Origin of the sequence: Agrobacterium salinitolerans (assembly GCF_002008225.1) — a bacterium.
Lineage (GTDB): Bacteria > Pseudomonadota > Alphaproteobacteria > Rhizobiales > Rhizobiaceae > Agrobacterium > Agrobacterium salinitolerans.
Genome location: NZ_MRDH01000010.1, coordinates 12,619 through 38,668, shown reverse-complemented (window position 1 = coordinate 38,668; position 26,050 = coordinate 12,619). Strand labels below are relative to the sequence as shown.

The following is a 26,050-nucleotide window of genomic DNA, read 5'->3' as shown; positions in this document are numbered from 1 at the left end:
TTTGGCCCTCTCAATTAGCCGCAGCGCCGCGGGTGATGACCTTGCCGAGAGCAGCCACCAGCTTGTCGAGCATGAAGCCGACAACGCCGATGTAAGCCAGCGCCACGATGATGTCGGGCAGGCGCGAGGAGTTCCACGCATCCCAGATGAAGAAACCGATGCCGACGCCGCCGGTCAGCATTTCAGCCGCAACGATGGCGAGCCAGGAAAGGCCGATGCCGATACGCAGGCCGGTGAAGATATAGGGCGCCGCCGAAGGCAGCATGATCTTGAAGAAAAATTCCAGCTGGTTGAGCCGCAGCACCTGCGCCACGTTGCGGTAGTCCTGCGGAATGTTGCGCACGCCGACCGCCGTGTTGATGATGACAGGCCAGATGGAGGTGATGAAGATCACGAAAATGGCCGATGGGTTGCTGTCCTGAAAAGCGGCCAGCGACAGCGGCAGCCAGGCAAGCGGCGGCACGGTGCGCAGCACCTGAAAGATCGGGTCGAGACCACGCATGGCCCAGACCGACTGGCCGATAACGGCACCGAGAATGATGCCGGCGATCGCCGCAAGGCCGAAACCGTAAGCCACGCGCTCCAGCGATACCAGCACACGCCAGCCAAGGCCGATATCCTGCGATCCGTTCTCGAAGAACGGCGATACGATGAGATCGTAGCTTTCCTCGAAGACCTGGCTTGGCGGCGGCAGCGATGCGCCCGGCGCGGAACAGAGAAGCTGCCAGACACCGAGCAGAATGGCGAGTACGAGGAATGGCGGTATGGTGTTGCGGGCCGCCGCCGCACTCCATTTGCGCAGATCGATGCGCGGTGACTGTTTCGGCGCAAGCGACACGATATTTGCCTTCTGCGCTACCGGCTGATGCGGCTCTTCGTTGAATTTACGGGCCAATGCGGACATGGGCGTTCCCTCTTGATTTCGGTTGCGGTCTGGGCTCGCCCCTCATCCGGTCTTCAGCGGCGCCGGTTGGGTGGCACTGCTGGCGGATGAGGAGCGGCACCCGGCTCTCCTCCTCAGGAGGCCGCCTTGATGGACAGGCTTTCGAGATAGGCCGACGGGTTTTCAGGATCGAAGACCTTGCCGTCGAAGAAGGTTTCCTTGCCGCGCGAGGTGGAGGCGGGAAGATCGGCAACGCCGAGATCCTTGGCCGCCTCGCGCCAGATATCCTCGCGGTTGACCTTCGCGACCAGCGCCTTCACATCCGTATCGGGCGCGAATTTGCCCCAGCGGATGTTCTCCGCGATGAACCAGCTGTCATGGCTGCGGAAGGGATAGGAGGTGTGGTCCTGCCAGAACTTCATCTGCAGGCCGGTATTTTCGAGCACGCGGCCGTTGCCGTAATTGATATTGCCCTTGAGGCGACCGAGAACGTCCTTCGGTGGCACGTTAAACCATTGGCGTTTGCCGAGGATGGCGGACATTTCCTCCTTGTTCGCCATTTCATCGCACCATTGCTGCGCCTCCATGACGGCCATCAGCAGCGCCTTGGTGGCGTTAGGGTTCTTTTCCACCCAGTCGGCGCGCATGCCGAGCGCCTTTTCCGGATGGCCCTTCCAGAGTTCGCCGGTGGTACAGGCGGTGAAACCGATGCCCTGATTGACGAGCTGCTCGTTCCAGGGTTCGCCCACACAGAAGACGTCCATATTGCCGACCTTCATATTGGCGACCATCTGCGGCGGCGGAACGACAATGGTGGAGACGTCCTTGTCCGGGTCGATGCCGCCGGCGGCAAGCCAATAGCGAAGCCACAGATCATGCGTGCCGCCGGGGAAGGTCATGGCGGCCTTGATTTCCTTGCCCTCGGCCTTCTTTTTCTCAAAAGCCGCCTTTAACTTGGAAGCATCCAGTTGAACGCCGGTTTCGGCATATTCCCTGGCGGCGGAAATGCCCTGGCTGTCGAGGTTGAGGCGGGCGAGGATGGCCATCGGCACCGGCACATTATTCTGGGTCACCCTGCCGGTATGCATGAGATAGGGCATGGGTGTCAGGATATGCGCGCCGTCAATGCCGTTCGATGCGCCGCCGAGCACGAGATTGTCGCGCGTCGCACCCCAGGAGGCCTGTTTCAGAACCTCGACATCCGGCATGCCGTGTTTGGCGAAGAGGCCCTTTTCTGCCGCAACGATGAGCGGGGCGGCATCGGTCAGCGCGATGAACCCTATTTTCGCGCCTTTCACCTCGGGCTCAGCGGTGGCTGCGAAAGCACCGGAAGGAAAGGCCGCGCGCACGGCGCTGACGAGGGCGACGGCGGCTGTCGTCTTCAATATCGTGCGGCGGCTGACAGCGCCGGAGACTATCTCTTTCATTCGCATGTTCCCCTTATTAGGCCACCTTTGCGGGTGACGTTTTCGCTTGCGAAAAAACCTGAAAATAAAAAAACGCCGCTCGGTGTTTGCGCCTGCGGAACGGGAGGTGTTCCGGGCAGCAAAACCTTGCGACGTCTATGTCTTTGAAAGCGCCTATGCCGCGCCCTGCTCGCCCCGATCGCCGTTGACCGGTGCAAACAAAGAGACGCAAGAGGCGTGCCAGTTTTCTATATGGAAGCTATATTATTGTAAATAAAACAGAATTTCGGAAGTCTCGTCAAACGATTAAATTTTAACCAGCCGCAATTTTGTCTATCGTTTGCGCAACTGGAGAAATTCCGCGCTTGAAATTTGCGCAGCTAGCCCGGCTGAACTGCTCTCAGGCTTCGCCTTGGGAGGTGGAAACAGGGGCAGAACTGCGCACGGCAAAACCATTCACATACCCTGTAATGTCAGCGGGATCAAAGACGAAGCCGTCCACAAAACGGTCGCCAGCCTCCTGCCCTTCGATGCGGATATCGGCATCATCAGGCGCATTGGCATCGCCCAGCGCCGCCCTATAAATATCCGGCCGATAGGCAGACAGGGCGGCCTCCACACCTGCCTGTGAAAACACGGCCTGCCCCCAGCGGATCATCTGGCTGTAAATCCACAATGCCTGGCTCTGGCGCGGATAATTGGCGTGACGGCCGTGGAAGATGAAATAATTGTCGATCACCCGGCGGTTGCCCTGGCTGTCGATGCTGAACTCACCGGCAAGCACACGGCGGATGATGCCTTCCGGTGCGCCGATATAGCGGGGATCAGCAAGCACCCGGCTCAGATCATCGTGATTTCCCGCAACATCACACCAGCGCGCGGCGGCATCGAGCGCCGACAGCAACCGCCCGACCGTTTCCTGCTGGTTTTCCGCCCATTCGGGTCGCATGCCAATGACCTTTTCCGGTGCGGAAGGCCACAGATCCTGCTTGGCGGCAACGATCCGGCCGACACCACGCTCGGCGGCGACGATGTTCCATGGCGCACCGACGCAGAAACCGTCAATGGCTCCGGCAGCGAGCGCATCCGAGGTCAATGGCGGCGGAACCACCACAAGCTTCACATCATGATCGGGATGAATACCGCCAGCGGCCAGCCAATAGCGAAATTCGTAATTATGCGATGAAAACGGATAGGTCATGCCGAGCGTCGGCGGCGGCTCGCCGCGGGCGCGCATATCATCGAGCACCCGCTTCAACGCCTCGGCGTTTTCCAGCGCTCCCGCCGTTTCGGAAAGCCCGGTCAAAGCCTTCATCCGCTCAAAAAGCCGGGTCGAGAGCGTGATCGCATTGCCGCCCCGTCCGAGTGAAAAGGGCGTGATCGTCGGCGACGGGTTGGAGCCGAGCCCGAGCATGGAGGCGACCGGCATCGGCGACAGCATGTGGGCGATATCGAATTGCCGAAACGCCAGCCGGTCGCGCACATTCGCCCAGGAAACATCCTTGACGAGATCGAGCGAAAGGCCTTCGCGTTCGGCGAAACCGAATTCGGCCGCAGCAATCAGGACGGATGCGTCGACAAGCGGAATAAAGCCGGCACGCAGGATTTTCTGCCGGTCGCTGCCGACGACTGCGGGTGCGCCCTGGGCTTGCGTTATTCCACTGTCTGATCCGGCCGTTTTTTCCGGTGCCGCCATATCATGCACTCCTTGACTGTCCGACCGGCGGTTCGTCACATCAACAGACCGGCCGCGGTGACCACGCTTTGCGCGATCTCGGAAATCTTCTTTTTCTCGTTCATTGCCGTCTGGCGCAAAAGCGCAAACGCCTCCTCTTCGGAAAGACCACGCATCTTCATCAGGATGCCCTTGGCGCGCTCGATGACCTTGCGTTCCTCAAGCGCCGACTTGGCGTCGGCAAGTTCCCGTTGCAGACGGCTGAAAGCATTAAAGCGGCTGACTGCCATATCGAGAATGGGCTTGACCCGCTCCTTCTTCAGCCCGTCCACCACATAGGCGGAAACGCCCGCCTCGACGGCCGCCTCGATGGACGCCGTGTCGGAACGATCGACAAACATGGCGATCGGCCGGCCAACCGTGCGGGTGAGCTGGAACAGATGCTCCATCATGTCACGATTGGGATTTTCCAGATCGATGAAAATGACGTCGGGCTGCAGCGTCTCGATGGTGCGCGCCACCCCATTCACCTCATGGATGACCGTGACGCGATAATAGCCCGCCTCGCGTAGCCCCTCCTCGATGATGGAGGCGCGGATCGCGTTTTCGTCGATAACGAGAATGGTCAGGTCGCGAAGCGTCATGTCGTCATTGATGACGCAGCGCAGCAAACTTGGCAATCGGCTGCGGATGCAAAAAATGGCGGGAGCGGCAAGGGTCGTTTCCTCCCCTGCCGCCCGTCATGTCAGGAAGCGTGTTCGACGGCGCGTTCAAGCGCCTTCAGAACCGTACGCTCGGACAGATTGAGATAGATTTCCATCTCCTCACCGGCTTGTTGCGCCTTGCCTTCTTCCATCAGCGACAGGATCTTGCTGTTCATGTCCACAAAGGGGGAATGAAGCTGTTCGGGATCTTTCAGCAAACCGAAGCAAAGCCTGAGCTCAGCGGCGATACGCTCGTAAAAATCGCTGAGACGGGCACTGTCGAGAAGATCGACGACCGCAGCGTGGAATTTCATGTTGGCGCTTCCCACACCCAGCCAGTCGGCATCTTCACGCTTGACCTTGGCGTCCTCGACCGCTGCCCGCATCGTCTTGATCGCGGGGTGCTTGTGCCAGGCCTGACGCAACGCGCCACATTCCACCATGCGCCGCACCCGGTAGATATCGATCACCGAAGACATGGTGGGCACGGCAACGAAGACACCGCGATTGGCTTCATGGCGCAATAGCCCGTCCTTGGTCAAAAGCCGGAAGGCTTCACGCAACGAATTGCGGGAGACGTCGAAACGTTCGCTGAAGGCTGCCTCGGAAAGGCGCTGCCCCGGCGCCAGCTCACCAGATATCAGCAGGGTGCGAATACCCTTTGCCAATCGATCCGCAAGCGGCAGACCCTCTATCGTTTCCGTCATAGCGCTCCTTTCTGAAGAGCAATGCAGCATCGGGAATTCCGTGACAGGCATGTTCAGACACGGCTATGTTCTGCCCATAGCACAAAGCATTAGCAAAGCACGAAAAAAACGTGGTGAATTCATGCGCATAACGTCAAACAAATAGACAAAATGAGAGAACGATTATTATTTATTGTTGAACAATATTGACAATTTCACGGAACACGACAAACTCTTGCCATAAAGCATCCGCGAGGGGCGGATAGCGATAGGAGCGGAGAAAATCCATGGAGCAGAAAAAGCTCACCCCGACTGCCGACCTAAAAATGTCAAAACGCGCATCTCTTCTGGGAGCGATCTTCCTGATGGCGACATCCGCCATCGGTCCGGGCTTCATCACGCAGACGGCGACATTCACCACGCAGCTGGGCGCGGCCTTCGCTTTCGGCATTCTTGCCTCCATCCTCATCGACTTCGTCGTCCAGCTCAACATCTGGCGCATTGTGACGCTGACGCGTATGCGCGCATCCGATATCGCCAATGCCGCCATTCCCGGCGCCGGTTATTTCCTGGCCATCCTCGTCATCATCGGTGGCCTGTTCTTCAACATCGGTAATATCGGCGGCACCGGCCTTGGTCTCAATGCCATTTTTGGGCTGGACCCGAAAATCGGCGGCGCCATCAGCGCGATATTCTCCATCGCCATCTTCGTTTCCAAGCGTGCAGGGCTGGCAGTCGACCGGTTCATTATCTTCGCCGGCCTCATGATGATCGTGCTGACGCTCTATGTGGCGTTCGTTTCGGCACCGCCGGTGGGTGACGCCTTCCGCCAGACCTTCTTGCCCGATACGATCAATTTCGCGACCATCACCACCATCGTCGGCGGCACCGTGGGCGGCTACATCACCTATTCCGGCGCACACCGGTTGCTGGACCGGGGAATGGTCGGCATTGAAAACCTGCCTGTCGTCAACCGCGCCGCGCTGACCGGCATCGCCGTCACCGGCATCATGCGCTATGTGCTGTTCCTCGCCATTCTCGGCGTCGTCGCCAGCGGCGTCATCATCGATACGTCCGGCCAGGCCGCCAACCCTGCCGCACAGGCTTTCCGGTCGGCTGCGGGCGATCTCGGCTTCCGGCTCTTCGGCATCATCTTCTGGGCAGCGGCCATCACCAGCGTCATCGGCGCAGCCTACACCTCCGTATCGTTCCTGCCCGTCTTCAAGCAGGACATGAGCGAACGTGCCCGTAACATAGCGACGATTATTTTCATCGCCGTTTCGCTCGTCTGCTACCTGCTGATCACCACGCCGCCTGCCGCCATGCTGGTCTTCGTCGGCGGCCTGAACGGCCTCATCCTGCCCATCGGCCTTAGCATCTTCCTGTTTGCCGCGTGGAAACGCGAAGACCTGATGGGCGGCCATCGCTACTCGCGCATCCTGCTCGGGCTTGGCGTTCTGACCTGTGCCTTGACGTGGTACATGGGCTACAAGTCTGCTGGCACCATCTTCGGCCTGCTCGGCCTGTAATAAACTGGAGCGTTTCCGCATTTCGGAGAAAAGCGGAAACGCTCTACATATCTGTTTTTACGCATTTTCCGGACGCAAAACCGCGACACACTTTTGCTGGAAATGCTCTAAAGGGAGGCAAACATGGCCGCTATCGATCTCAACAGCGATCTTGGCGAAAGTTACGGCGCGTGGCGCATGGGAGATGATGAGGCGATGCTCGCCATCGTTTCCAGCGCCAACATTGCCTGCGGATTTCATGCCGGCGACCCTGCCGGCATCTACCGCACCGTCAAGGCCGCTGCGGAAAAAGGCGTGGTCGTCGGCGCTCATGTCTCCTATCCGGACCGCGTCGGCTTCGGCCGCCGCGATCTGGACGCCACCTCGGAAGAACTGATTGCCGATGTCATCTACCAGATCGGCGCGCTGAAGGGTGTTGCCGCCGCTGCCGGCACCACGGTGCGTTACGTCAAGCCGCATGGCGCGCTCTATAACCGCATCGCCAATGACGCAAAACAGGGACAGGCCGTCATCGACGGCATCAAGGCCATCGATCCTTCACTGGTGCTGATGGGCCTTGCCAACGCGCCCATCCTCGATCTCGCCCGCAGATCCGGTCTTGCCGTCGTTGCCGAAGCCTTTGCCGACCGCGCCTATACGCCTCAAGGCCAGCTCGTCTCCCGCCGCGAAGCCGGGGCCGTGCTGCACGACGCGGCAAAAATCGCCGACCGCATGGTGCAGCTTGCCCGCGAAGGCACGTTGGAGGCAATCGATGGCAGCGTCATAAAAATCGAGGCGCAATCCATCTGCGTGCATGGCGACAGTCCCGGTGCGGTCGCGATCGCCCAGGAAATCCGCCGCCGTTTCGAGGCTGATGGCATCGACATCCGCTCTTTTGCATCCAGTCTCTGAAAGGATAGCCGATGACGATACCGACATCCTATCTCAACCACACGGACGCCGACGCCGCACGAAAGGCCCGTGCGACCTATCGTGACGGCCTCGTCGCCCCAACTTCCGGCATTGCACCCGGCTTCACGCAGGCGAACATGATCGTGCTGCCGCGCGACTGGGCCTTCGATTTTTTGCTTTATGCGCAGCGCAATCCCAAACCCTGCCCGGTGCTGGATGTCTCCGATCCCGGTTCGCCCACCACGCTTCTGGCGCCCGGCGCCGATCTGAGAACCGACCTGCCGCTCTACCGCATCTGGCGGGACGGCAAGCTTGTCGAGGAAACGGCCGACGCCACCGCCGCCTGGGCGGAGCGTGACGATCTCGTCGCCTTCCTCATCGGCTGCAGCTTCACCTTCGAAACGCCGATGGTGGAAGCGGGCATCGAAATCCGCCACATGACCGACAAGAGCAATGTGCCGATGTATCTCACCAACCGCCCCTGCCGTCCGGCCGGTCGGCTGAAGGGCAATATGGTCGTTTCCATGCGGCCGATCCCGGCGTCGCGCGTGGCCGATGCCGCAACAATTTCGGGACGTTTTCCCGCCGTACACGGGTCGCCCGTGCATGTCGGCGCACCCGAAGAGATCGGCATTACCGATCTTTCAAAGCCTGATTTCGGTGATGCGGTGCGGATCGAGCCGGGCGAAGTCCCGGTGTTCTGGGCCTGCGGCGTCACACCCCAGGCCGCCGTGATGGCATCAGGCGTGCCCTTTGCGATTACCCATGCGCCGGGACACATGTTCATCACCGACATTCCCGACACTGCCTATCACGCGTGAGGATATGATGCGTTTTCTCCCCGTCAGCCTCACCACTATTCTTGTCGAACTTGCCGATCTCGATGAAACGCTGGCGCTTTTCGCCTCGCTTCAGAACGATCCGGTCGAAGGTATCGAAGAAACGGTGCCGGCTGCCCGCTCATTGATGATCCGTTTCCGCCCTGAAACGATCGGCGTCGAAGCGTTAGCCGCGCGGCTGGCAAGCCGCGATCTCTCCGCAAAAATCGCGCCTTCGGACAATCTCGTGGAAATTCCCGTCCACTATAATGGTGAGGACCTCGCCGATGTTGCCGAATTGACCGGCATGAGCATCGAAGAAGTCATCCGCCGCCATACCGAAAGCGAATTCACCGTGGCCTTCTGCGGCTTCGCCCCCGGCTTCGGTTATCTGGTCGGTGGCGACCCGGCCCTGCATGTGCCGCGCCGGCAAAGCCCGCGCACCCGTATTCCGGCAGGCTCCGTGGCGCTGGCCGGCGCCTTCAGCGGCGTCTATCCGCAAAACAGCCCCGGCGGCTGGCAGATCATCGGCACGACGCCGGTGAAGATGTGGGATATAGACCGTGATCCCGGCGCATTGTTCCAGCCGGGGTACCGGGTGCGTTTCTTCGACATGGACAAGGCCGGCAGAACGGTCGATGTTCCGGCACCGGTACCTCAGAAAAAAGAACCGAAAAAGGACGGCCCGCATTTCGAAGTGCTTGCCGCGCCCATGCCCGCCATCTTCCAAGATCTAGGCCGTTTCGGCCAGACCGGGCAGGGCGTCTCGGCCTCCGGCGCGCTGGATCGTGGTGCATTCAACGCTGCAAACCGCATCGTCGGTAACCCCGCCAATACGTCGTGTCTCGAACTGACGCTCGGCGGCTTTTCCTTTAAAAGCACGAGCCGTACCGTCATTGGTATTGCCGGTGCGCCCTGCCCCGTCACGATTACCACGGCAGATCGCAGCTTCGCGGCCAAGGCCCATAGCCCGGTGTCACTCGAACCCGGTGATGTGGTGACCTTCGGGCAGCCGCCGAAGGGCATGCGCTGTTATCTTGCGGTGCGCGGCGGCTTCGATGTCGAGCCGGTGCTCGGCAGTTTTGCGACCGATACATTGGCTGTCGTCGGTCCGGAGCCGGTGGGGGCAGGCGCCATCCTTTCGCTTAAGGGCGAGAAGACCGGCCTTTCCAGCGTATCGATCGACGAGGTTCCGGCCTTCGAACCGCCGGCAACGGGTGAGGTCGTCACGCTGGACATTGTTCTCGGCCCCCGCACCGACTGGTTCACGCAGAAGGGTATCGACACGCTGACCGGCCAGCTCTGGCAGGTCACGCCACAATCGAACCGCGTCGGCATTCGCCTTGCCGGCGACGTGCCGGTGGAGCGCAAGGACAGCGCCGAATTGCCGAGCGAAGGCACCGCGACCGGGGCGATCCAGATTCCCCATAGCGGTCAGCCGGTTCTCTTCCTTGCCGACCACCCGCTGACCGGCGGTTATCCTGTCATCGGCGCGGTCGCCGAATATCATCTCGATCTTGCCGGGCAAATCCCCGTCAACGCCAAAATCAAATTCCGCCCGATCGGCCCCTTTGCCGAAATCGCGGCTACAAACGCATAATTCCGAGGAGAAAAGCGATGAAAAAAGTGCTGATTGCCAATCGCGGCGAGATCGCGGTGCGCATCATCCGCGCCTGTCGCGATTACGGCCTGCAATCGGTCGCCGTTTATGCCGATCCCGATCAGGACGCGCTTTTCGTCCGGCTGGCGGATGAAGCCTATGCGCTGGAGGGAATACGTCCTGCCGAAACCTATCTCGATATGGCCAAGCTGATCGCGATTGCCAAACGCGCCGGTGCGGATGCCGTGCATCCCGGTTACGGTTTCCTGTCCGAGCGCGCCGAATTTGCGCGTGCCGTTCTCGATGCCGGTCTCATCTGGATCGGCCCCGATCCGCACGTCATCGAGGCGCTGGGCGACAAGGTCGAGGCGCGGCGCATCGCCACCGGCGTCGGCGCGCCGCTGGTCGCCGGCAGCGACGGCCCGGTCGCATCCGCTGTCGAAGTCACGGCTTTTGCCGAAAAGCACGGCTTGCCCGTCGCGATCAAGGCGGCCCATGGCGGCGGTGGACGCGGCCTGAAGGTCGCGTGGAAGATGGAAGAGATTGCCGATCTCTACGAATCCGCCGTGCGCGAGGCGACCGCCGCCTTCGGCCGCGGTGAGTGCTTTCTAGAACGATTTCTCGACCGGCCGCGTCATATCGAAGCGCAGGTTATCGCTGACAAGCACGGCAATGTGCTGGTGCTCGGCACCCGCGACTGCTCGTTGCAGCGCCGGAACCAGAAGCTGATCGAGGAGGCTCCCGCCCCCTTCCTGTCCGACGAACAGCGGCAGAAAATCCATACGGCCGCCAAGGCTATCTGCGCCGCCGCCGGTTATTCCGGTGCCGGCACCGTCGAATTCCTGCTCGGCGTCGATGGCACGATTTCCTTCCTTGAGGTAAATACGCGCCTTCAAGTGGAACATCCCGTTACCGAAGAAACCACCGGCATCGATCTCGTCATCGAGCAGTTCCGTATTGCCGAGGGCCATAAGCTTCGGGTACTCGAAACGCCGGAACCGCGTGGACACTCGATGGAATTCCGCATCAATGCCGAAGATCCCGGCCGGGGTTTCCTGCCGACACCCGGTTCTATTTCGGTTTTCGACGCGCCATCCGGTCCCGGCATTCGCATGGATAGCGGCGTCGTCAGCGGCTCCAGCGTGCCTGGTGTGTTCGACTCGCTGATGGCAAAGCTGATCGTCACGGGTGCCGACCGCGATCAGGTCCTGCGCCGCGCCCGTCGCGCGCTTAGGGAATTCCGCATCGAGGGCATCGCCACGGTGCTGCCCTTCCATCGCGCCGCAATCGAGACCGAAGACTTCATCGGCACTGACGGTTTCAAGGTTCACACCCGCTGGATCGAGACTGATTTCGCCGCCATGCCGGATGCCATGGAGCGCCCGGCACCGGCCGACGATCCCTCCGTCACCCGCACTTTCCTGGAAATCGACGGCAAACGTGTATCGGTCGGTCTGCCCAGCCTGCTGCTTTCCAGCCTCGGTGCGGTTAGCGGCAACAGCGCAGCTGTTCCCGGCGGCACCGCCGCCGCCAAGGAAAGGGAAGGCGAAATCACCGCCCCGGTTTCCGGCACTTTGCAGTCCTTCAAGGTAAAAGACGGTGACACGGTTTCGCAAGGCGATCTTCTCGCCGTCATGGAAGCCATGAAGATGGAGACGCAGATTGTCGCCCCCATGGCCGGCAAAGTCCGTCTGATCGTTAAGGAAGGCGACTATCTGCCGGCGGGCGCTGCCCTTCTCGATATAGCCGGCTAATATACGGGCGGACCATCGGCCTCACAATCGCAGATCGCGCGGCACCGGCGGCGGAACCCTTTCGCCGCCGGGCCGTTTATGGCGCAACCTGCTAACCATCGTGAGGGAAATATGGCCGGACGCACCTTGCTTCAATTCTTCCATTGGTATTATCCGGACGGAGGGAAGTTATGGAGCGAGGTGACGGAAAAGGCCGAAAGCCTTGCCAAAATGGGTATCACCGACGTCTGGCTGCCGCCGGCCTACAAGGGCGCCGCCGGTGGTTATTCGGTGGGATACGACACTTACGACCTTTTTGATCTCGGCGAATTTGACCAGAAGGGCACCGTCGCGACCAAATATGGTGATCGCGCCGCGCTCGAACATGCGGGCAAGACGCTGAAAGACAATGGCATCCGCGTCATCCATGACGTGGTTCTCAATCACAAGATGGGTGCCGACGAGAAGGAAAAAGTGCGGGTTCGCCGCGTCAATCCAGATGATCGTACCGATATCGACGATGAGGATTTCCCGGCGCTCGCCTATACGCGCTTCACCTTTCCCGGCCGCAACGGCAAACATTCCAAATTCATCTGGGACCTCAAATGTTTCAGCGGCGTAGACCACATTGAGGAGCCGACCGAAGACGGCATATTCCGCCTCGTCAATGAATATGGCGATGGTGAATGGAATGAGGAAGTCGATCAGGAAAACGGCAATTTCGACTATCTGATGGGTGCCGATGTCGAGTTCAGAAACCGGGCGGTCTACGAAGAACTCAAATATTGGGGCCGCTGGCTTTCCGAGCAGGTGCAGGTGGATGGATTCCGACTGGATGCCGCAAAACATATCCCGGCCTGGTTCTTTCGCGACTGGGTCGGCCATATGCGCGAAACGGTCGATCCCGATCTTTTCGTCGTGGCGGAATATTGGCACCCCGATCTCGAGGCGCTGAAAAGCTATCTCGAACTCGTCGACAAGCAGCTGATGCTTTTCGATGTGGCCCTTCACCACAGCTTCCACGACGCCTCGAAACAGGGCGGCGATTTCGATATGCGCGGCATCTTCGATGGCTCGCTTGTCTCCGCCGTTCCCGACCATGCCGTTACGCTGGTCGACAATCACGACACACAGCCGTTGCAATCGCTGGAAGCGCCAGTGGAACCCTGGTTCAAACCTCTTGCCTATGCTATCATCCTGCTGCGCGGAGATGGGGTGCCCTGCGTCTTTTATCCCGATCTGTTCGGCACGAGCTACACCGACACCGGCAATGACGGCAACGAGTATAAGATCGATATGCCCGCCATTGAATGCCTGCCGAAGCTCATAGAGGCCCGCAGCCGTTTCGCCAACGGAGCCCAGACGGATATTTTCGATGATGCCAGCTGCGTCGCCTTTATCCGCCACGGCACCGCCGATGCGCCAGGCTGCGTGGTGATAATGTCGAATGGTGAGCCGGCGGAAAAGCAGATCGATCTCGGCCCCGATCACGCCAGGGCGGTCTGGCGCGACTTTCTCGGGCACCGTGAAGAACGGATTACCCTCGATGAGAGCGGCAAGGGCGTCTTTCCCACCAATGGCGGCAGCGTCAGTGTCTGGGTTGCAGCCGATTCCGAGTGAGGCTCAGCCGTTCCGGTCCGGAAATCCCGTTCATTCCGCAGAAACGAGGCGGCGCGGACCTGCGCCGTCATCGGCCAGAACATCGTTCGGATTGCGCAACGGACAATCATCCAGCGAAAGACACCCGCAACCGATACAGCCGGTAAGCTGATCGCGCAGCATGATCAGGCTATTGATGCGAAGCTGCAGCATTTCCCGCCACGATTGGGAGAACCTGCGCCAATCGGCCGTCGTCGCCACCCGATCCTGCGGCAGATCAGCCATCGCGTCCCTGATAATGCTGAGCTGTATCCCGGCGCGCTGCGCGATGCGGATGATCGCGATGCGTCTCAGAACAGCGCGATGATAACGGCGCTGGTTACCGGCGGTTCGCCAGCCCTCGATCAATCCTTTCGCCTCATAAAAATGGATGGTGGACACGGCGATGCCGCTGCGGCGGGCAACCTCCCCAACCGTCAGGCTGTGCTTGAATACGGTATTTTCCATTCTGGCTCCTGCTTCCGTAACGATTTCCGCTCGGAAAACGCGGAAACATAGTGAAGAGCAGCCGGTATAATTCCTCAACCATAGTTGAGGTCAATAGGCGATAGCCCAAAAAAAGAGGCGCCCAAAGGCGCCTGCAATTTTCGTGAATGTGGCGACGGATCAGAACTTAGCTGTCATGCTGATCCAGAAACGGCGGCCTTCCATGACGGTGTTGAAATCGTCGGTGCCGACATCCTTGTCGAAGAGATTATAAATGGCGGCCTTGAGATCGACATTTTCGGCGACCGCATATTTCGCCCCGATATCCAGCGTGGTGTAGGCGTCATATTTACGCCCGGCCTTGCCGTTGATCGTTACCGGCGTGCCGTTGGTGCCGATGCGCGGGCCGGCATTGATTTCCGATCCGTGGTAATTCAGCGAGGCCCAGGCTTCCAGACCATCGATTGGGGTTACCCAGTCGCCGCGCAGATTAGCCATATGTTCCGGCGTGCGCGCCAGCGGGAAGCCTTCATAATCGCCGGTTTTCTGTTCGGAATGCGTATAGGTATAGTTGCCGCGCAGCGTCAGGTCCGGCGTTGCATACCAGGTCGCCGTCAGTTCCACACCCTGAATGACCGCATCGTCGATGTTGTAATTGTACCAGAGACGATAGTTGCGGTCTTCGCTCCAGCGGGCCGGCGTTCCATCCGGATTGAGCACCAGCGCATTGGAAATCTTGTCCTTGAAATCGGTGTAGAAATAGGTGGCGCCGAGAGCGACGTCGCCATTGTCCCAAAGCGCGGCCACTTCATAGCTCGTGCTCTTTTCCGCTTCGAGGTTAGGGTCGCCAATGATGACGCCGCAGGTGCCGCTGGGGCCATAGCTGCAACCGCCACCACCCGTCGTATAGGCATAACCCGGCGCGATCTGGCGGATTTCCGGCGCCCGGAAACCGGTGGAAACGCCGCCCTTGATAGTCAGCTCTTCGGTCGCGCTCCAGACGCCATAAAGACGCGGGCTGAAATGATTGCCGTATTTTTCGTGATTATCGAGACGAAGACCGCCCGTCAGCGCGAAATTATCGACAATGCGCCATTCATCCTCGAGGAAGAGCGCCCATTGCGTCGCCGAAAATGTTTCGTCGCGGCCGGTGCGGCGTCCCGGGTTCTGGTCCGTCAGCCGCGCCTCGAAATATTGTCCGCCTGTCACCAGCGTGTGGTTGCCGAACAATTCGAACGGCGTCGTGAACTTGCCATCGAGAACGGTGTTGCGCACTTCCGGCGAGCGCGGGTTTTCGGTCACCCGGCCGGTGCGGATATTTCTGGTGAAGTTGGTACGCTCCGCCCATTCCTGCTGGAACGAGAATTCGGATGTGGTCGGCCCCCAGCGGCCGGTATGCGACAATGACCAATGGTCACGCGTATTGGTATTGTAGGTGCCGTTGGCGTCCGTCGCCGCCAGCGTATCGCCGGGCTCGGCGCTGCGGCGCAGCCGCGTCTTGCCGCCTTCGAGATAGATGTCGTGATCTTCATTCGGCGTGAATGTCAGGCGTCCGTTGAAATCATATTCCTTGGCGCCCGTGGTGCCGCTCAGAATACGGTCTTCGCCACGCGTGAAGCCCCTGCCCCAAAGCTGTAGACCGAGCCGGTCCTTCAGGATCGGTCCGTTGGCATACCAGGAGACCTGGCCGCTATTGCCGAATTTGGAATGCTGCTGAACCGTGCCTTCGGTGGTGACGGAACCTGACCAGACATCGCCCACCTTGCGGGTGATGATGTTGATGACACCGCCCATAGCGTCCGAACCATAGAGCGAGGACATCGGCCCGCGCACCACTTCGATACGTTCGATCGCCGAAACCGGCGGTACGAAACTCTGTTCGAAGCCGGAATTGCCGTTGGTGCGGGCGTCGCGCGTGCTCTGCCGCTTGCCGTCAACCAGAACCAGCGTGTAGGCGCCGGGCAATCCGCGAATGAAAATATCCTTTTCATTGGCAATGCCGGTGACGGACACGCCCTGAACTTCGCGCAGGGCATCGGTCAGATCGCGATAGGATCCCTTTTCAAGATCTTCACGCGTCACAACCGTGATGCTGGCCGGCGCATCTTTCACATTCTGCTCGAAACCGGATGCGGTGACGACGATCTGCTCGAGAACCGTGCTTCCTTCAGGCGCCTGCTGCGCAAAAGATGGCAGAGCGATGCAAAGCGCCGTTCCAGCCATTGCCGCCGAAAGACCGGCCTTTATTATCGTCGCGGACTTCTCGCGGCCGCGGTACTTCAATTCCATGTTATGCCCCCGCATTTAACTTGAGAATTTAACCCCACTTATTTAGGAGGGAGTTCAGGCGCAATGCGTTTGTTTTCGAACAATTCTAAATTCTAGAAATTGCAAAAAGGGCTCCACGAACGAGTGGGGGGAGTAAAAAATCGCAAGATGACAACCGGCAAGAGAAAAGATGAACGGGTCTCCACAACAAAACCCGACAGGCTTGGGCAGCTGAAACTACTTGTCGCTTTTGATGCTTTGTTAAGAGAAGGCAGCGTCAGCCGTGCCGCGGCGGGCATGGAACTGCCGACATCTTCCATGAGCCGGATATTGCAGCAGCTGCGCGACATATATGGCGACCAGCTCTTTCTGCGCACGGGTCAGGGCCTTCGCCCCACCCCCTTTGCCGAAAGCATGCGCCTGCGCATCCGGTCGCTGGCAGCGGAGGCCGAGAATCTTATGGACTATTCGCAGGAAAAACCCGCCGCCCCGGCCAGCGCCAGTGCAAGCGGTTGGGAGCGGCCCGTACTGATGAAGGCGCCGCCGCTTTCGCTTCGCCCCAGCGTTCTTCTGGAAGGTCAGCCGACACCGGAAAACATCGCCGACCGTCTCGCGCGCATTGGCCACAATGCCGATCCGCAGCAGAGGCTCGCCAAATATATCGCAACCTCGGCGATGGGCATCGGCAACAGCCGCCCGCTCAACCAGGTGGAAGCGATGGATGCGCTCTCGATCATTCTCGATGGCGATGCCGATCCGATACAGATAGGCGCGCTGCTCGCCACCATGCAGTATCGCGGCGTAACCGCGGCGGAGCTGGCCGGTTTTATCGACGCCATGTGGAGACATATAAAAAGGGATCAGCAAGGTCCTGCATCGGTGGACCTCGACTGGCCCGCTTATATGTCACCGAAACATCGTGATGCGCCATGGTTTCTCCACTCCGCCCGTCTTGTCGCCATGGCGGGATACAGCGTCCTGCTGCACGGGCATGTGGGGCAGGGGGAAAACGGCGGCAAGCTTGAACTTGCAGCGCAGGCCTGCGGCATTCCCCTCTGCCGGTCGCTTTCGCAGGCGGCGAAAGCCACAGCTTCAGAACGCATCGCCTACCTTCCAATTGGCGGACTGTCCCTGCAGTTTCAAAGCCTGCTCGGCCTCCACGGCATTCTGGAGATGCGCCTGCCGCTCAATACGGTCGTGCATCTTCTCAATCCGCTTCGCGCCAGAAGCACGATCATCGGTGTCGCTCGCCCCTCCTACCAGGAACTTCATCGGGACACGGCACGGCTGCTTTCAATGGAAAACCTCGCCATTCTCAGCAACACGCGGGATTTCGCGCAATTCACACCGTTTCGCAGCACTCGGATTTTCGGTCTTTCGAAGGGCAAGGATATGGAATTCATCGTTCCCGCACGCGAAACGCCACCCGCTGAAATGCCGACCATGTTCACAACCTTCGAATATTGGCGGGCGGTGTGGACGGGCGCCGCAAAGGACGAAAGGGCGGAAACCATCATCATCTCCACAACGGCCATCGCGCTGATGCTGGTCAACGATATGGCTCTGTCCTTCGAGGAAGCCTATGCCCGCAGCCTTCGACTCTGGAACGACAGGGCGCGCGATCTCGTCAACGCCTGATCAGCGATCAAGCATTGGCGACCGCCCTTTCCAGCGCCAGGTATTCCCAAAGCGCCACAAGCAGAAGAACGCCCATGCTCGCCAGTTGCAACGCGAAAAGCGGAATGCCCGGCACCGGCAAAAGCAGGCAGAGCGCCGCCACGCCGGCAAAATGCGAGACCGGTCGCTGATAGGCGGCGGCGATCTTGACGCCGATATTGCCGGCCAGAAACAGGACAGGACCGCCGAGAATGGCGATCGCCTCCCGCATTGTCGCGCCTTCTCGCGGGTGGGAGAGGCTGAAATCCTCACCCACCGCCGTCAGGATGATACCGGCAACGATTGGCAAATGCCCATAGTTAAAAAGATTATGGGCGATCTTCGTCTTTTCTTCAGCGTTCTCGGCTTTCCTTGAGGCCTCTTCCTGCCCATGATGGAAATAAATCCACCACATCGCCACGGTACTGATGAAAGCGGAGCAGAAGACGATGAATGTCAGGCCGGAATTCATATATTCGGTTGCCGTGCGCCCGGTGGTGAGGATCGTTTCCCCAAGACAGATGATGACGAAGAGCGCACATCGCTCCGCCAGATGCTCGCCGGAAAGATGCAGCCGGTCCTCGTCGCTCGAGGCTACACCCGGCACGACATAACGGCAGGCGGGGCCGGCATATTCAATTGCAAGTGCGATACCCCACAGGAGAATGCGGTCCGTCAGATCGGCGAGCCCTCCGGCCAGCCAGAACAGGCTGGAAACCGCAAGCCAGATCGTCACACGCACGAAGACCAGAAAAGACTGCCGGTCTTCGCCCCTGAACGCATAGACGGCGAACAGGCTTCGGCCGACCTGCATCGCGCTGTAGATCAGGGCGAAGACGAGGCCCTGTTCGGCAAATGCCTCCGGCAGCGCAATGGCCAGCAGAACGCCGCCGAACATCAGCACGAAAAGCAGGATCCTGACTGGCTCCTTTTCCGTGTTCAGCAAGTTTGTGATCCAGGTGGTGTGTATCCACAGCCACCAGAGCGACAATATCAGGATGCCGGCCTCAAGCGCCGCCGTTGGCCCAAAATCCTTGGCCAGCGCGTGGGAAAGCTGGATCAGCGCGAAAACAAAGACCAGATCGAAGAACAGTTCGGGGAAACTGGCCGTGCCGGCGTCCTGACCCTCTTGCCTTATCCAGCTTTTCGCATCTGATATGCCACCTTGAAGTTCACCCCTGGTTCTCATTCCACCTCCGCCGCCAGATGTCGATCGTCGCGACCGGTTCTGTCACCACGCATCCTCACTGTTGCGACAAAGCCTCTTCGCTGTCCGATACAGCCGGGTTAGACCTTCGGCCGGGAAATTCCAGCGCCCGCGCACTGTCAGGATAAAAGCGTGGCCCAACCAGACGGACTTTCTTCCCGGACACGTCGGTAATGTAGTGCGGGGCGGTAGGGTTCGGCGACACTGAAATCCGGTCGGCGCCGGAAACCGCAAGCGTGCTGACCTCGAGAGGCTGGGCAATCGCCGGCAGGCCTGTCATCGCGGCGAGTGCGGCTGAGAAAACAAATGATCTTGGAAACATGGGACATATATCCTGGCGTCAATTATCTGCGCCATAAACAGCCCTCGCCAGCTTTGGTTCCGCCGCTCTTCAGTTATTCCCATCGAGGTAGGAGCTGTATTGAACATACTCGGCACTCGGTTGCCCACCGACGATCTCCGGCGGCCGCGCTTCGTCGCCGGGCAGATGGCCGGTGTTTTCGAACTCCGCCCGTAGGAGCTTTTCGATAGCCCTTTCCCGCGGCAAGGCGTTGTCCGCCATATAAAGAGCGACAGCCAGTTCCATGTCGTCCGGAAAATTCATCAGATCAGCCATCCGTTCAAGCAATGAAGCGCAAACGCAGGACCTCGCAGAAAGTTCAACTTCACTGTCTCGGGGACGTGTCTTTGTCTGTTGACAGACCATCTACGTCAGATGGACCATGCCTTGCTATATGCAGTGCCACTCGCCTGTTCGCCATATGCTCCGCGCATACAGATTGCACTTTTCCGCTCTTCTCGTCGCAATTTCGACGAAAAACGCCCTCGACTCAAGGGATTGAAACCAATCACGGAAAAACGCAAACGAAAGCTAAATGGAACTTAGTTTTCATTACCTTGCATTAACCATAGAAATCCACCAGCTGCATTGATCGTTACAGCAGCCTCGTGCGAATCTCTTTCTACCTGCGGGAACGGCGTTAATGTATCTTCCGTCTGCTTTTTTCGCAAGCGATGACCATTTCCCGAGGCCCGTGTTAGCTCACAAAAGCATGTTCGCCTCCATGGTGTCCTTACGCCCTCGCAACTGCGCCAGAAGCATGGTCTTTACATCGAAGCCGCCTTCCTGCGCCTTGCGGGTGAGATTACGCAGATATCCGCCAAGCGAGCTTATCTGGTCCGCTTTCTGCAAAAGGCAGGCGAGAATGGCTGCCGTTCCCTGTCGACCGAACGTGGCAAGCGCATCCTTATACGCCGACTGGCTGATGTTGAACATGGTTTTGATGACCGAAGTCGCCACTTCGAGATCGCGCCATCCGGTAACTGCGCCGCCTGGGGCATAGAGCGAGATATCCGGGCAAGCCTTCAAAACCAAAACAATATCAGGAACAAAAAATTGCTTATGAAGAACAGGTTCTGCTGACTGCGGCAAGGCTTTGGCACTGACTGGTGCCGCATATGCCGGCTGGTTGCTTGCCGTGCGGGCAGGTGCAACGGTTGCCGGTTCGCGCAAATCTTGCCGTTCAGATATAGATTCGGATTCTGAATTCTTTATGAGGCGCTCATTTTGGCAGTCATTGCCGCCCATTTTTTCCGGTTTTTCAATATTTTCCAGATAGTTGGTCACTTCCGCGCGTAAAGAGGCCAAAAATCCGGCGATTTCCCGAAGTTCCGCGGGCTTGGAGTTGCGGCCGAGAGAGTGGGCAATGGCGTTGTAGCGGGTCTGAAATCCTTCGGAGGTTTCGAGTTTACCGCTTGCGGCAATCATTTCGCAGAGTTTCTGGATATCGCGGCGGCAAAGGCTGATGTTTTCACGAAGCCGCTGAAGATCGAGCCGCTCGCTGACGATGCGTTCGGCCAGTTCCTCGATTTCCGCTTTGCGGGCAAGAAGCGGCGCCAGCGAAAAACCGTAAGCCTCGCTGATTTCCCCTCCCCTGTGCTTGCGGGCGTATCGTTTTCCGTTCGGGCTGTCCTTGCGAATGATAAGCCCGGCCTCGACAAGAGCCGAGAGATGCCGGCGCAATGTCTGCTCGGCCATGCCATGGGCCCTGAGTGATAATTGCGTATTCGACGGGAAGACGACCAATCCGGCTTCGCTGGAAAGCTCGTTTTTCGGATAAAAGCTCAAAAGCGCGTTCAGGACCGCAAGCGATCGATCAGTCACGCCGAGCAATGGCCTGGCTTCACAGACCGAACGATAGAGTTTCCATTTATCGACTGCTTCGATTTTCTTGTTTTTCTGCGCGGCGAACTGGGTTGCGAGGACGCCAAACGACATCGCTCGCCGCCCAAAGGGCGTCGTTACACATGTGCTGTCCATGTCTTTCACCTTTCACAAGGCAAAAGAAAATCGCTCACCGAAAAATTCGATGCCAAGACTCTTGACTATGATTCGCGGAAATGAGATTCTTCGGGTGCTTAAATCAAAGAAAGGCTTCCGCGCGGCAACGTTCGGGGGCTTTTTTCTTTTGTGATGCGTCTCCTGTTAGTCGTTCGAGTTAAAAATCACTGCTTGGACCGGTATTCGGCAAACAGCGTCTGAAGATGTTCCAGAACGAACTCGGCAAATTCCGGGGCTTCGTTCTTGTCGATAGAGATATCCAGCTTGCGGTCGCTTTCGACCACCTTCGCCAGCCGGCCGCCGGTCTGCGATGACCAGACGCCGGTTCTTTTGGGCTGCGCCTTGGGTTTCAGAAAATCCAGAAGCGACTTGAAACGTTCTTCCGATGGCAGGGCGGCAACCAGTGGGTCCTTGACGTATGCGCGGGCTGCTTCCTTGACTTGCGAGGAGGAAAGCTGATCGGCAAGATCCATCCAGTTACGACGGCCGACAGTCGGGGCCGGGCCAATCAGGTCGACGAGATCCTCGGGAATGCGGCCGACAACGGACAGCATGTTGGAAAGATCGCCCTTGTGCAGCGACATGGCGGCCATGATCGTATCGCGGGGAAACCGCATCTGCAGTTTCTGGGCAAAACGCGCCTTTTCGATATAGGTGAGGTCACGGCGCTCGTTGTTTTCCTGTCCCTGGGCAACGACGAGCTGCTCGTCACTAAGATCGCGAACGACCGCCTTGACGGGGATACCGAGGCTGGAGACGGCGCGCAGGCGACGATGACCGAAGGCGACCTGATAACGGCCGGGGAATTCGGGATGAGGGCGCACCAGAATGGGAACCTGCTGGCCCTGTTCACGAATGGCCTCCACTAGGCCTGCATCCGCCTCTTCAGAGGCCGGCATGCGATCCGGTATGAAAGAAGGATCGATATCGGCAGGGCTGAGCGAAACGATCGTAAGACCTTCAGCGAGCTGCTTTTCGATCTCTTCTGCGCGCTTGGCGCGTTCGGATACTTCGTTGAGCGACTGGCCAATCATGCCGACCGGGGAATTCAGAACATCCGTCACGAGTTCCGGGGAACCGAGAATAGGCCGGATACGCGGACGCGACCGCTCGGCGGCAGTCTCGTTGCTTTCGGCTCCCGGCGTACCGAGATTGGCGAATATTTGTTTTCTGCTCATGCTGCCCTACCCCACGCTTTTTTAATCAGTCCTTCGATTTCAGCGTTTACGTTGTTCATGGCTTCCAGCGCACGGTCATAGGTGGACCGGGTGAACTGGGTTCTTTCCACTTCGAAAAGTGTCTGGTTGGTCAGTCCGGCATCCGAGACGGCCGTGCTCTTCAGCATCGGGTGGATGAGGACATTTTCACCGAAAATAGAACGCAGGAACGCGACCATCTGGTTCTGCGGTCCATCGCTCGGTTCAAAACGGGTGATGAGGTAACGCATCCAGTTATAGTCGGACCGCGCCCCTGCCCGGCCGATTTCCGCTAGGAGATCGCCGGTCATGGCAAGGAACTGGTTCATCGACATGACATCAAGCATTTGCGGATGAACAGTGACGAGAACCGAAGTGGCGGCCGTCAGCGCTGAAAGCGTGAGGTAACCAAGCTGCGGCGGGCAATCGATGACCACGACGTCATAGAAGTTCTGTGCCTGGGCTATCGCCTGGCCAATGCGGGCAAAGAACAACGTATCGCCAGGTGCGCGACGCATCAAAGCGCGGGGCGTGTCGTGTTCGAATTCCATAAGCTCCAGATTGCCGGGTACGATGTGGAGATTGGGAATATAGGTGCCACGAACGATCTCAGCGATCGGCCGACGTTCATCGTCGTAACGGATCGCACCATAAAGCGTTTCATTCGGACCGACATCGATCTCCGGCTGATGACCGAAGAGGGCGGAAAGGCTGGCCTGCGGATCAAGATCGATGGCAAGCACCCGGTAACCACGCAGCGCGAGATATTGCGCCAGATGCGCCGATGTCGTTGTTTTTCCGGAGCCGCCCTTGAAGTTCATGACAGCGATGACCTGCAATTCTTCGCCGTCACGGCGATGCGGCAGATAACGCCGCGAGCCACGCGCGCCCTGATCGAGAAATTTTCTGATCTCGTCCATGTCCTCGACGGAATAGGATCGACGACCGGAAGCCTGCGCCGCATCCAGCTCCGGACGCTCGGCGGCGATCTGGCGAAGATAGGCCTCGCCGATGCCAATCAACCGTGCGGTTTCTGCCGGCGAAAAATGGCGCATGCTCTTTTCGGTGTGCGGTGAAAATGTATTTGCATTATGAGCCTGCAATTGGGCTGACAACGCAGCCGAATGCTGTTGTATAAGACTCGTCAGGTCGGGTGCTCCTGCGGCACGTCTTAAATCGGCACTCTGTGTCATCGGTCTTCTTTCGCTCGAAATTGCAGTAGCGGTTTTTTTCGAAAAAGGCGGTTTTTTCCGCAACTGAGATATAAGCGCCGATTCTCTTTTCGGCGCAATAGGCTTTTTTCTCAGGTTGGAAAGTGCCGCTAAAGCATTGTGGAAGAATCACATTTGGTTTTTGTGACGGTTTGACGGTTAGCCGCGGCTAACTTCTTCCTGGAGGTTATAGTGACGGGCGTTGATCACGTCTTTGGCATGCGAAATCTACGCCCAGTTCGGAAGTTTGCCGCGGCTAACTTCTTACGTCTGACCTTCCACGTCCCTGATGATCGCGGCGCCAGAAAGTGAAGGGTAGACATTCGCATCTGTTAGTCTCTACTCGTTGACCAAAGTATCGTTGGGTTCGACACCGGTCGTCTGACTGTTCAAGCTGAAGCTGGTTGGAGGAGTAAATGTCCTATGATGCCGCTCTCGTCGCGTCGGGATTTTCGGCCATCTGTACCGTCGCCCATCTTTTATCATCCCTACCTGCGGAAGCCACTATTGCTATCGTCGGCGATGAGCCCGATTTCGAGCGCGGCACCGCCTATCGCGCCGAACTGCCCTTTCATCGTCGAACGTACCGGCCGGGCGAATGAGTGCCTTCCCTGACAGGGCTGATGACTTTGTCGACTGGTTGGCGGAAAACGGGATCGCTGACAATCCCCTGCTGTTCGCCTCACGCGGTGACTATGGTCTTTATCCTCGTGACAGGCTGGCTGGCTTGCTTAGAAATAGGGAGCAACGAGCCCGGGTGGACTTCGTTCTGGCCAAGGCTTCGGCCTGTCGGCCGGATGGCACGGGCGGATTCTCGTTTACACTTGACAATGGTGAGCAGCTGCGCGCGCAGAATGTCGTTCTGTGTCTCGGTGTCGGCGCTGCGAGTTTGCCGGTGCAAACTGTCGCAAGGGAAGAAGAGGCGCCCCAACGTATCATCGGCCACTGCTGGCAGCCGGGATGGTTGTCCAAAATCAAAGCCGGGGATCGTATCTGCATTCTGGGGTCGGGCCTGACGATGATCGATCAGGTTTTGACTCTGAGGGGAAAAGGACATCAAGGGTCAATCCATGTTCTGTCCCGTCGTGGCCTGGTGTCGCATCCGCATGTCAGCCCGCCGTCACCGTCAGCAGAGCCGAATTTACCTGAAGGCTCGATGGAGATCAGCGGGTTGCTGCACTCTCTGCGAAATCAGGTGCGCGATGGGGCGCCGTGGCGTACCGTCATGGATGGCTTGCGGCCGCAAACTCAATCACTTTGGCAACGTCTTACACCGACGCAACGCAGCCGGTTCCTTCGGCTTGCCTTGCCCTGGTGGGATATCCACCGGCACCGTATCGCGCCTGAGGTGTCTACCGCTTTCGGGACGTTGCTTTCAGATGGTGTTGTTGAACTTCATGCCGGTTACCTTCGCTCTATAGAAGAAACGGAGGAGGGGGTCGCCGTGCGTTACCGCCGCAGGCATACGCAGATATTGAGGGAACTGCAGGTCGATTGGGTCGTCAATTGTACCGGAATGGAGCGGGCCGGCATTGGCCATTCGCGGCTTCTTGAAGCGATGCGCGGCGACGGTGTTGTTTTGCTCGATCCCTTGGGACTTGGAGTGTTAGTTGATGGCCAGTCTCGTTTGCTGCGGCCGGACGGACGAAGCTGGCCCGGTCTTTTCGCCACCGGTGCGCTGACGGCGGGCCGCTTCGAGGAGATTACTGCCGTTCCGGATATTCGTGTTCAGGCGCAGAGGATCGCGCAAGAGATCACGGACAGAGTGACACAGAACGATCGGCTTTCCGCAGGGGGTGAGCTCGTTGAGGGGCCAGCCGAAGCGAGACGTGTCTAGTACCTCTCCTAAGAGGTTAGCCGCGGCAAACTTGCTTTCTGAATAATGTGCTGGAAATTCCATGGATGCCGAATTTTACGAGTGGAACGCAGTGCGAATGCCCACGAGGGCACATGATAAGCATGCAATTCCCCATGAATCACGCCATATATCGACCATCAGCGATACATTGCCCTATAACATATCGGCGATAAGCACGGCAGTGGATTTCGCACGCAATGTGCGCGATTGCTAAATTATTTACATTAATTATGGAAATGCATCATAAAATCGGCTACGTGTCGTAAAAATTTCTGGAATTGTGAAAATTATTTGCGAGGACTC

Annotated in this window: 20 protein-coding genes and 1 pseudogene; 8 read left to right on the top strand and 13 right to left on the bottom strand. The window is 58.7% G+C overall.

Annotated features, from left to right (window positions below):
- Positions 1-10 precede the first annotated feature (10 nt).
- The 5 genes from ntrB to BS627_RS10825 form a co-directional block, all read right to left on the bottom strand.
- Positions 11-904 (bottom strand): nitrate ABC transporter permease, encoded by an 894-nt coding sequence (ntrB, locus tag BS627_RS10845; protein ID WP_077983240.1) that lies wholly within the window; start codon positions 902-904, stop codon positions 11-13.
- Between the two features lie 113 nt (positions 905-1,017).
- Positions 1,018-2,310, bottom strand: a complete 1,293-nt coding sequence (locus BS627_RS10840; protein ID WP_077983239.1) for a CmpA/NrtA family ABC transporter substrate-binding protein — start codon at positions 2,308-2,310, stop codon at positions 1,018-1,020.
- 379 nt (positions 2,311-2,689) lie between these two features.
- Complete coding sequence (locus tag BS627_RS10835; RefSeq protein WP_077983238.1) at positions 2,690-3,985, bottom strand: CmpA/NrtA family ABC transporter substrate-binding protein; 1,296 nt, start codon at positions 3,983-3,985, stop codon at positions 2,690-2,692.
- A 35-nt stretch (positions 3,986-4,020) separates the two neighbouring features.
- The gene (locus tag BS627_RS10830) at positions 4,021-4,608 is read right to left on the bottom strand and encodes an ANTAR domain-containing response regulator (RefSeq protein ID WP_077983262.1); all 588 of its coding nucleotides are present in this window, start codon (positions 4,606-4,608) and stop codon (positions 4,021-4,023) included.
- 101 nt (positions 4,609-4,709) lie between these two features.
- Positions 4,710-5,375, bottom strand: a complete 666-nt coding sequence (locus BS627_RS10825; RefSeq protein ID WP_077983237.1) for a GntR family transcriptional regulator — start codon at positions 5,373-5,375, stop codon at positions 4,710-4,712.
- A 266-nt stretch (positions 5,376-5,641) separates the two neighbouring features.
- On the opposite strand from BS627_RS10825, the gene BS627_RS10820 reads away from it, so the two are divergent.
- The 6 genes from BS627_RS10820 to amyA all read left to right on the top strand — a co-directional run bounded on the left by BS627_RS10820 (position 5,642) and on the right by amyA (position 13,545).
- A complete protein-coding gene (locus BS627_RS10820; RefSeq protein WP_077983236.1) occupies positions 5,642-6,883 on the top strand; it encodes an NRAMP family divalent metal transporter in 1,242 nt (413 codons plus the stop codon).
- Positions 6,884-7,006: 123 nt separating this feature from the next.
- Positions 7,007-7,774 (top strand): LamB/YcsF family protein, encoded by a 768-nt coding sequence (locus BS627_RS10815; protein WP_077983234.1) that lies wholly within the window; start codon positions 7,007-7,009, stop codon positions 7,772-7,774.
- Between the two features lie 11 nt (positions 7,775-7,785).
- Complete coding sequence (locus tag BS627_RS10810) at positions 7,786-8,595, top strand: putative hydro-lyase (protein ID WP_077983231.1); 810 nt, start codon at positions 7,786-7,788, stop codon at positions 8,593-8,595.
- A 7-nt stretch (positions 8,596-8,602) separates the two neighbouring features.
- Positions 8,603-10,192: a 5-oxoprolinase subunit B/C family protein gene (locus tag BS627_RS10805; RefSeq protein WP_077983261.1), complete on the top strand. Its 1,590-nt coding sequence runs from the start codon at positions 8,603-8,605 to the stop codon at positions 10,190-10,192.
- A gap of 17 nt (positions 10,193-10,209) precedes the next feature.
- The gene (locus BS627_RS10800) at positions 10,210-11,946 is read left to right on the top strand and encodes an acetyl/propionyl/methylcrotonyl-CoA carboxylase subunit alpha (protein ID WP_077983230.1); all 1,737 of its coding nucleotides are present in this window, start codon (positions 10,210-10,212) and stop codon (positions 11,944-11,946) included.
- Positions 11,947-12,057: 111 nt separating this feature from the next.
- Positions 12,058-13,545 (top strand): alpha-amylase, encoded by a 1,488-nt coding sequence (amyA, locus tag BS627_RS10795; RefSeq protein WP_077983229.1) that lies wholly within the window; start codon positions 12,058-12,060, stop codon positions 13,543-13,545.
- 30 nt (positions 13,546-13,575) lie between these two features.
- On the opposite strand, the gene soxR is transcribed toward amyA, so the two are convergent.
- Complete coding sequence (gene soxR, locus BS627_RS10790; protein WP_003519761.1) at positions 13,576-14,031, bottom strand: redox-sensitive transcriptional activator SoxR; 456 nt, start codon at positions 14,029-14,031, stop codon at positions 13,576-13,578.
- Between the two features lie 159 nt (positions 14,032-14,190).
- Positions 14,191-16,299: a TonB-dependent receptor plug domain-containing protein gene (locus BS627_RS10785; protein ID WP_077983228.1), complete on the bottom strand. Its 2,109-nt coding sequence runs from the start codon at positions 16,297-16,299 to the stop codon at positions 14,191-14,193.
- Between the two features lie 147 nt (positions 16,300-16,446).
- On the opposite strand from BS627_RS10785, the gene BS627_RS10780 reads away from it, so the two are divergent.
- On the top strand, positions 16,447-17,916 hold the full coding sequence (locus BS627_RS10780) for a glycosyl transferase family protein (RefSeq protein WP_077983226.1): 1,470 nt from the start codon (positions 16,447-16,449) through the stop codon (positions 17,914-17,916).
- 7 nt (positions 17,917-17,923) lie between these two features.
- Here BS627_RS10780 and BS627_RS10775 read toward each other — a convergent pair whose 3' ends face one another.
- From BS627_RS10775 to repA, 6 genes are all read right to left on the bottom strand, one after another.
- Positions 17,924-19,123 carry a low temperature requirement protein A gene (locus BS627_RS10775; protein WP_077983225.1) on the bottom strand — a complete coding sequence of 400 codons (1,200 nt, stop codon included), beginning with the start codon at positions 19,121-19,123 and terminating at the stop codon, positions 17,924-17,926.
- Positions 19,124-19,178: 55 nt separating this feature from the next.
- Positions 19,179-19,463 carry a hypothetical protein gene (locus tag BS627_RS10770; protein WP_077983224.1) on the bottom strand — a complete coding sequence of 95 codons (285 nt, stop codon included), beginning with the start codon at positions 19,461-19,463 and terminating at the stop codon, positions 19,179-19,181.
- 69 nt (positions 19,464-19,532) lie between these two features.
- Positions 19,533-19,745: a hypothetical protein gene (locus tag BS627_RS10765; RefSeq protein ID WP_077983260.1), complete on the bottom strand. Its 213-nt coding sequence runs from the start codon at positions 19,743-19,745 to the stop codon at positions 19,533-19,535.
- A 438-nt stretch (positions 19,746-20,183) separates the two neighbouring features.
- Positions 20,184-21,461 carry a plasmid replication protein RepC gene (gene repC, locus BS627_RS10760; protein ID WP_077983223.1) on the bottom strand — a complete coding sequence of 426 codons (1,278 nt, stop codon included), beginning with the start codon at positions 21,459-21,461 and terminating at the stop codon, positions 20,184-20,186.
- A 185-nt stretch (positions 21,462-21,646) separates the two neighbouring features.
- Positions 21,647-22,660 (bottom strand): plasmid partitioning protein RepB, encoded by a 1,014-nt coding sequence (repB, locus tag BS627_RS10755; RefSeq protein ID WP_077983222.1) that lies wholly within the window; start codon positions 22,658-22,660, stop codon positions 21,647-21,649.
- Positions 22,657-23,871, bottom strand: coding sequence for a plasmid partitioning protein RepA (gene repA, locus BS627_RS10750; protein ID WP_077983221.1), 1,215 nt, complete (start codon positions 23,869-23,871; stop codon positions 22,657-22,659). The genes repB and repA overlap by 4 nt, the downstream gene beginning before the upstream one ends.
- Before the next feature lie 434 nt (positions 23,872-24,305).
- Here repA and BS627_RS10745 point away from each other — a divergent pair.
- Positions 24,306-25,726 (top strand): annotated as a pseudogene (locus BS627_RS10745) (FAD/NAD(P)-binding protein).
- The last annotated feature ends 324 nt before the right edge of the window (positions 25,727-26,050 follow it).

Bases quoted from the DNA above. Each gene is read 5' to 3' on its own strand.
- ntrB (WP_077983240.1), bottom strand. From the start codon at position 904: ATGTCCGCATTGGCCCGTAAATTCAACGAAGAGCCGCATCAGCCGGTA.
- BS627_RS10840 (WP_077983239.1), bottom strand. From the start codon at position 2,310: ATGAAAGAGATAGTCTCCGGCGCTGTCAGCCGCCGCACGATATTGAAG.
- BS627_RS10835 (WP_077983238.1), bottom strand. From the start codon at position 3,985: ATGGCGGCACCGGAAAAAACGGCCGGATCAGACAGTGGAATAACGCAA.
- BS627_RS10830 (WP_077983262.1), bottom strand. From the start codon at position 4,608: ATGACGCTTCGCGACCTGACCATTCTCGTTATCGACGAAAACGCGATC.
- BS627_RS10825 (WP_077983237.1), bottom strand. From the start codon at position 5,375: ATGACGGAAACGATAGAGGGTCTGCCGCTTGCGGATCGATTGGCAAAG.
- BS627_RS10820 (WP_077983236.1), top strand. From the start codon at position 5,642: ATGGAGCAGAAAAAGCTCACCCCGACTGCCGACCTAAAAATGTCAAAA.
- BS627_RS10815 (WP_077983234.1), top strand. From the start codon at position 7,007: ATGGCCGCTATCGATCTCAACAGCGATCTTGGCGAAAGTTACGGCGCG.
- BS627_RS10810 (WP_077983231.1), top strand. From the start codon at position 7,786: ATGACGATACCGACATCCTATCTCAACCACACGGACGCCGACGCCGCA.
- BS627_RS10805 (WP_077983261.1), top strand. From the start codon at position 8,603: ATGCGTTTTCTCCCCGTCAGCCTCACCACTATTCTTGTCGAACTTGCC.
- BS627_RS10800 (WP_077983230.1), top strand. From the start codon at position 10,210: ATGAAAAAAGTGCTGATTGCCAATCGCGGCGAGATCGCGGTGCGCATC.
- amyA (WP_077983229.1), top strand. From the start codon at position 12,058: ATGGCCGGACGCACCTTGCTTCAATTCTTCCATTGGTATTATCCGGAC.
- soxR (WP_003519761.1), bottom strand. From the start codon at position 14,031: ATGGAAAATACCGTATTCAAGCACAGCCTGACGGTTGGGGAGGTTGCC.
- BS627_RS10785 (WP_077983228.1), bottom strand. From the start codon at position 16,299: ATGGAATTGAAGTACCGCGGCCGCGAGAAGTCCGCGACGATAATAAAG.
- BS627_RS10780 (WP_077983226.1), top strand. From the start codon at position 16,447: ATGACAACCGGCAAGAGAAAAGATGAACGGGTCTCCACAACAAAACCC.
- BS627_RS10775 (WP_077983225.1), bottom strand. From the start codon at position 19,123: ATGAGAACCAGGGGTGAACTTCAAGGTGGCATATCAGATGCGAAAAGC.
- BS627_RS10770 (WP_077983224.1), bottom strand. From the start codon at position 19,463: ATGTTTCCAAGATCATTTGTTTTCTCAGCCGCACTCGCCGCGATGACA.
- BS627_RS10765 (WP_077983260.1), bottom strand. From the start codon at position 19,745: ATGAATTTTCCGGACGACATGGAACTGGCTGTCGCTCTTTATATGGCG.
- repC (WP_077983223.1), bottom strand. From the start codon at position 21,461: ATGGACAGCACATGTGTAACGACGCCCTTTGGGCGGCGAGCGATGTCG.
- repB (WP_077983222.1), bottom strand. From the start codon at position 22,660: ATGAGCAGAAAACAAATATTCGCCAATCTCGGTACGCCGGGAGCCGAA.
- repA (WP_077983221.1), bottom strand. From the start codon at position 23,871: ATGACACAGAGTGCCGATTTAAGACGTGCCGCAGGAGCACCCGACCTG.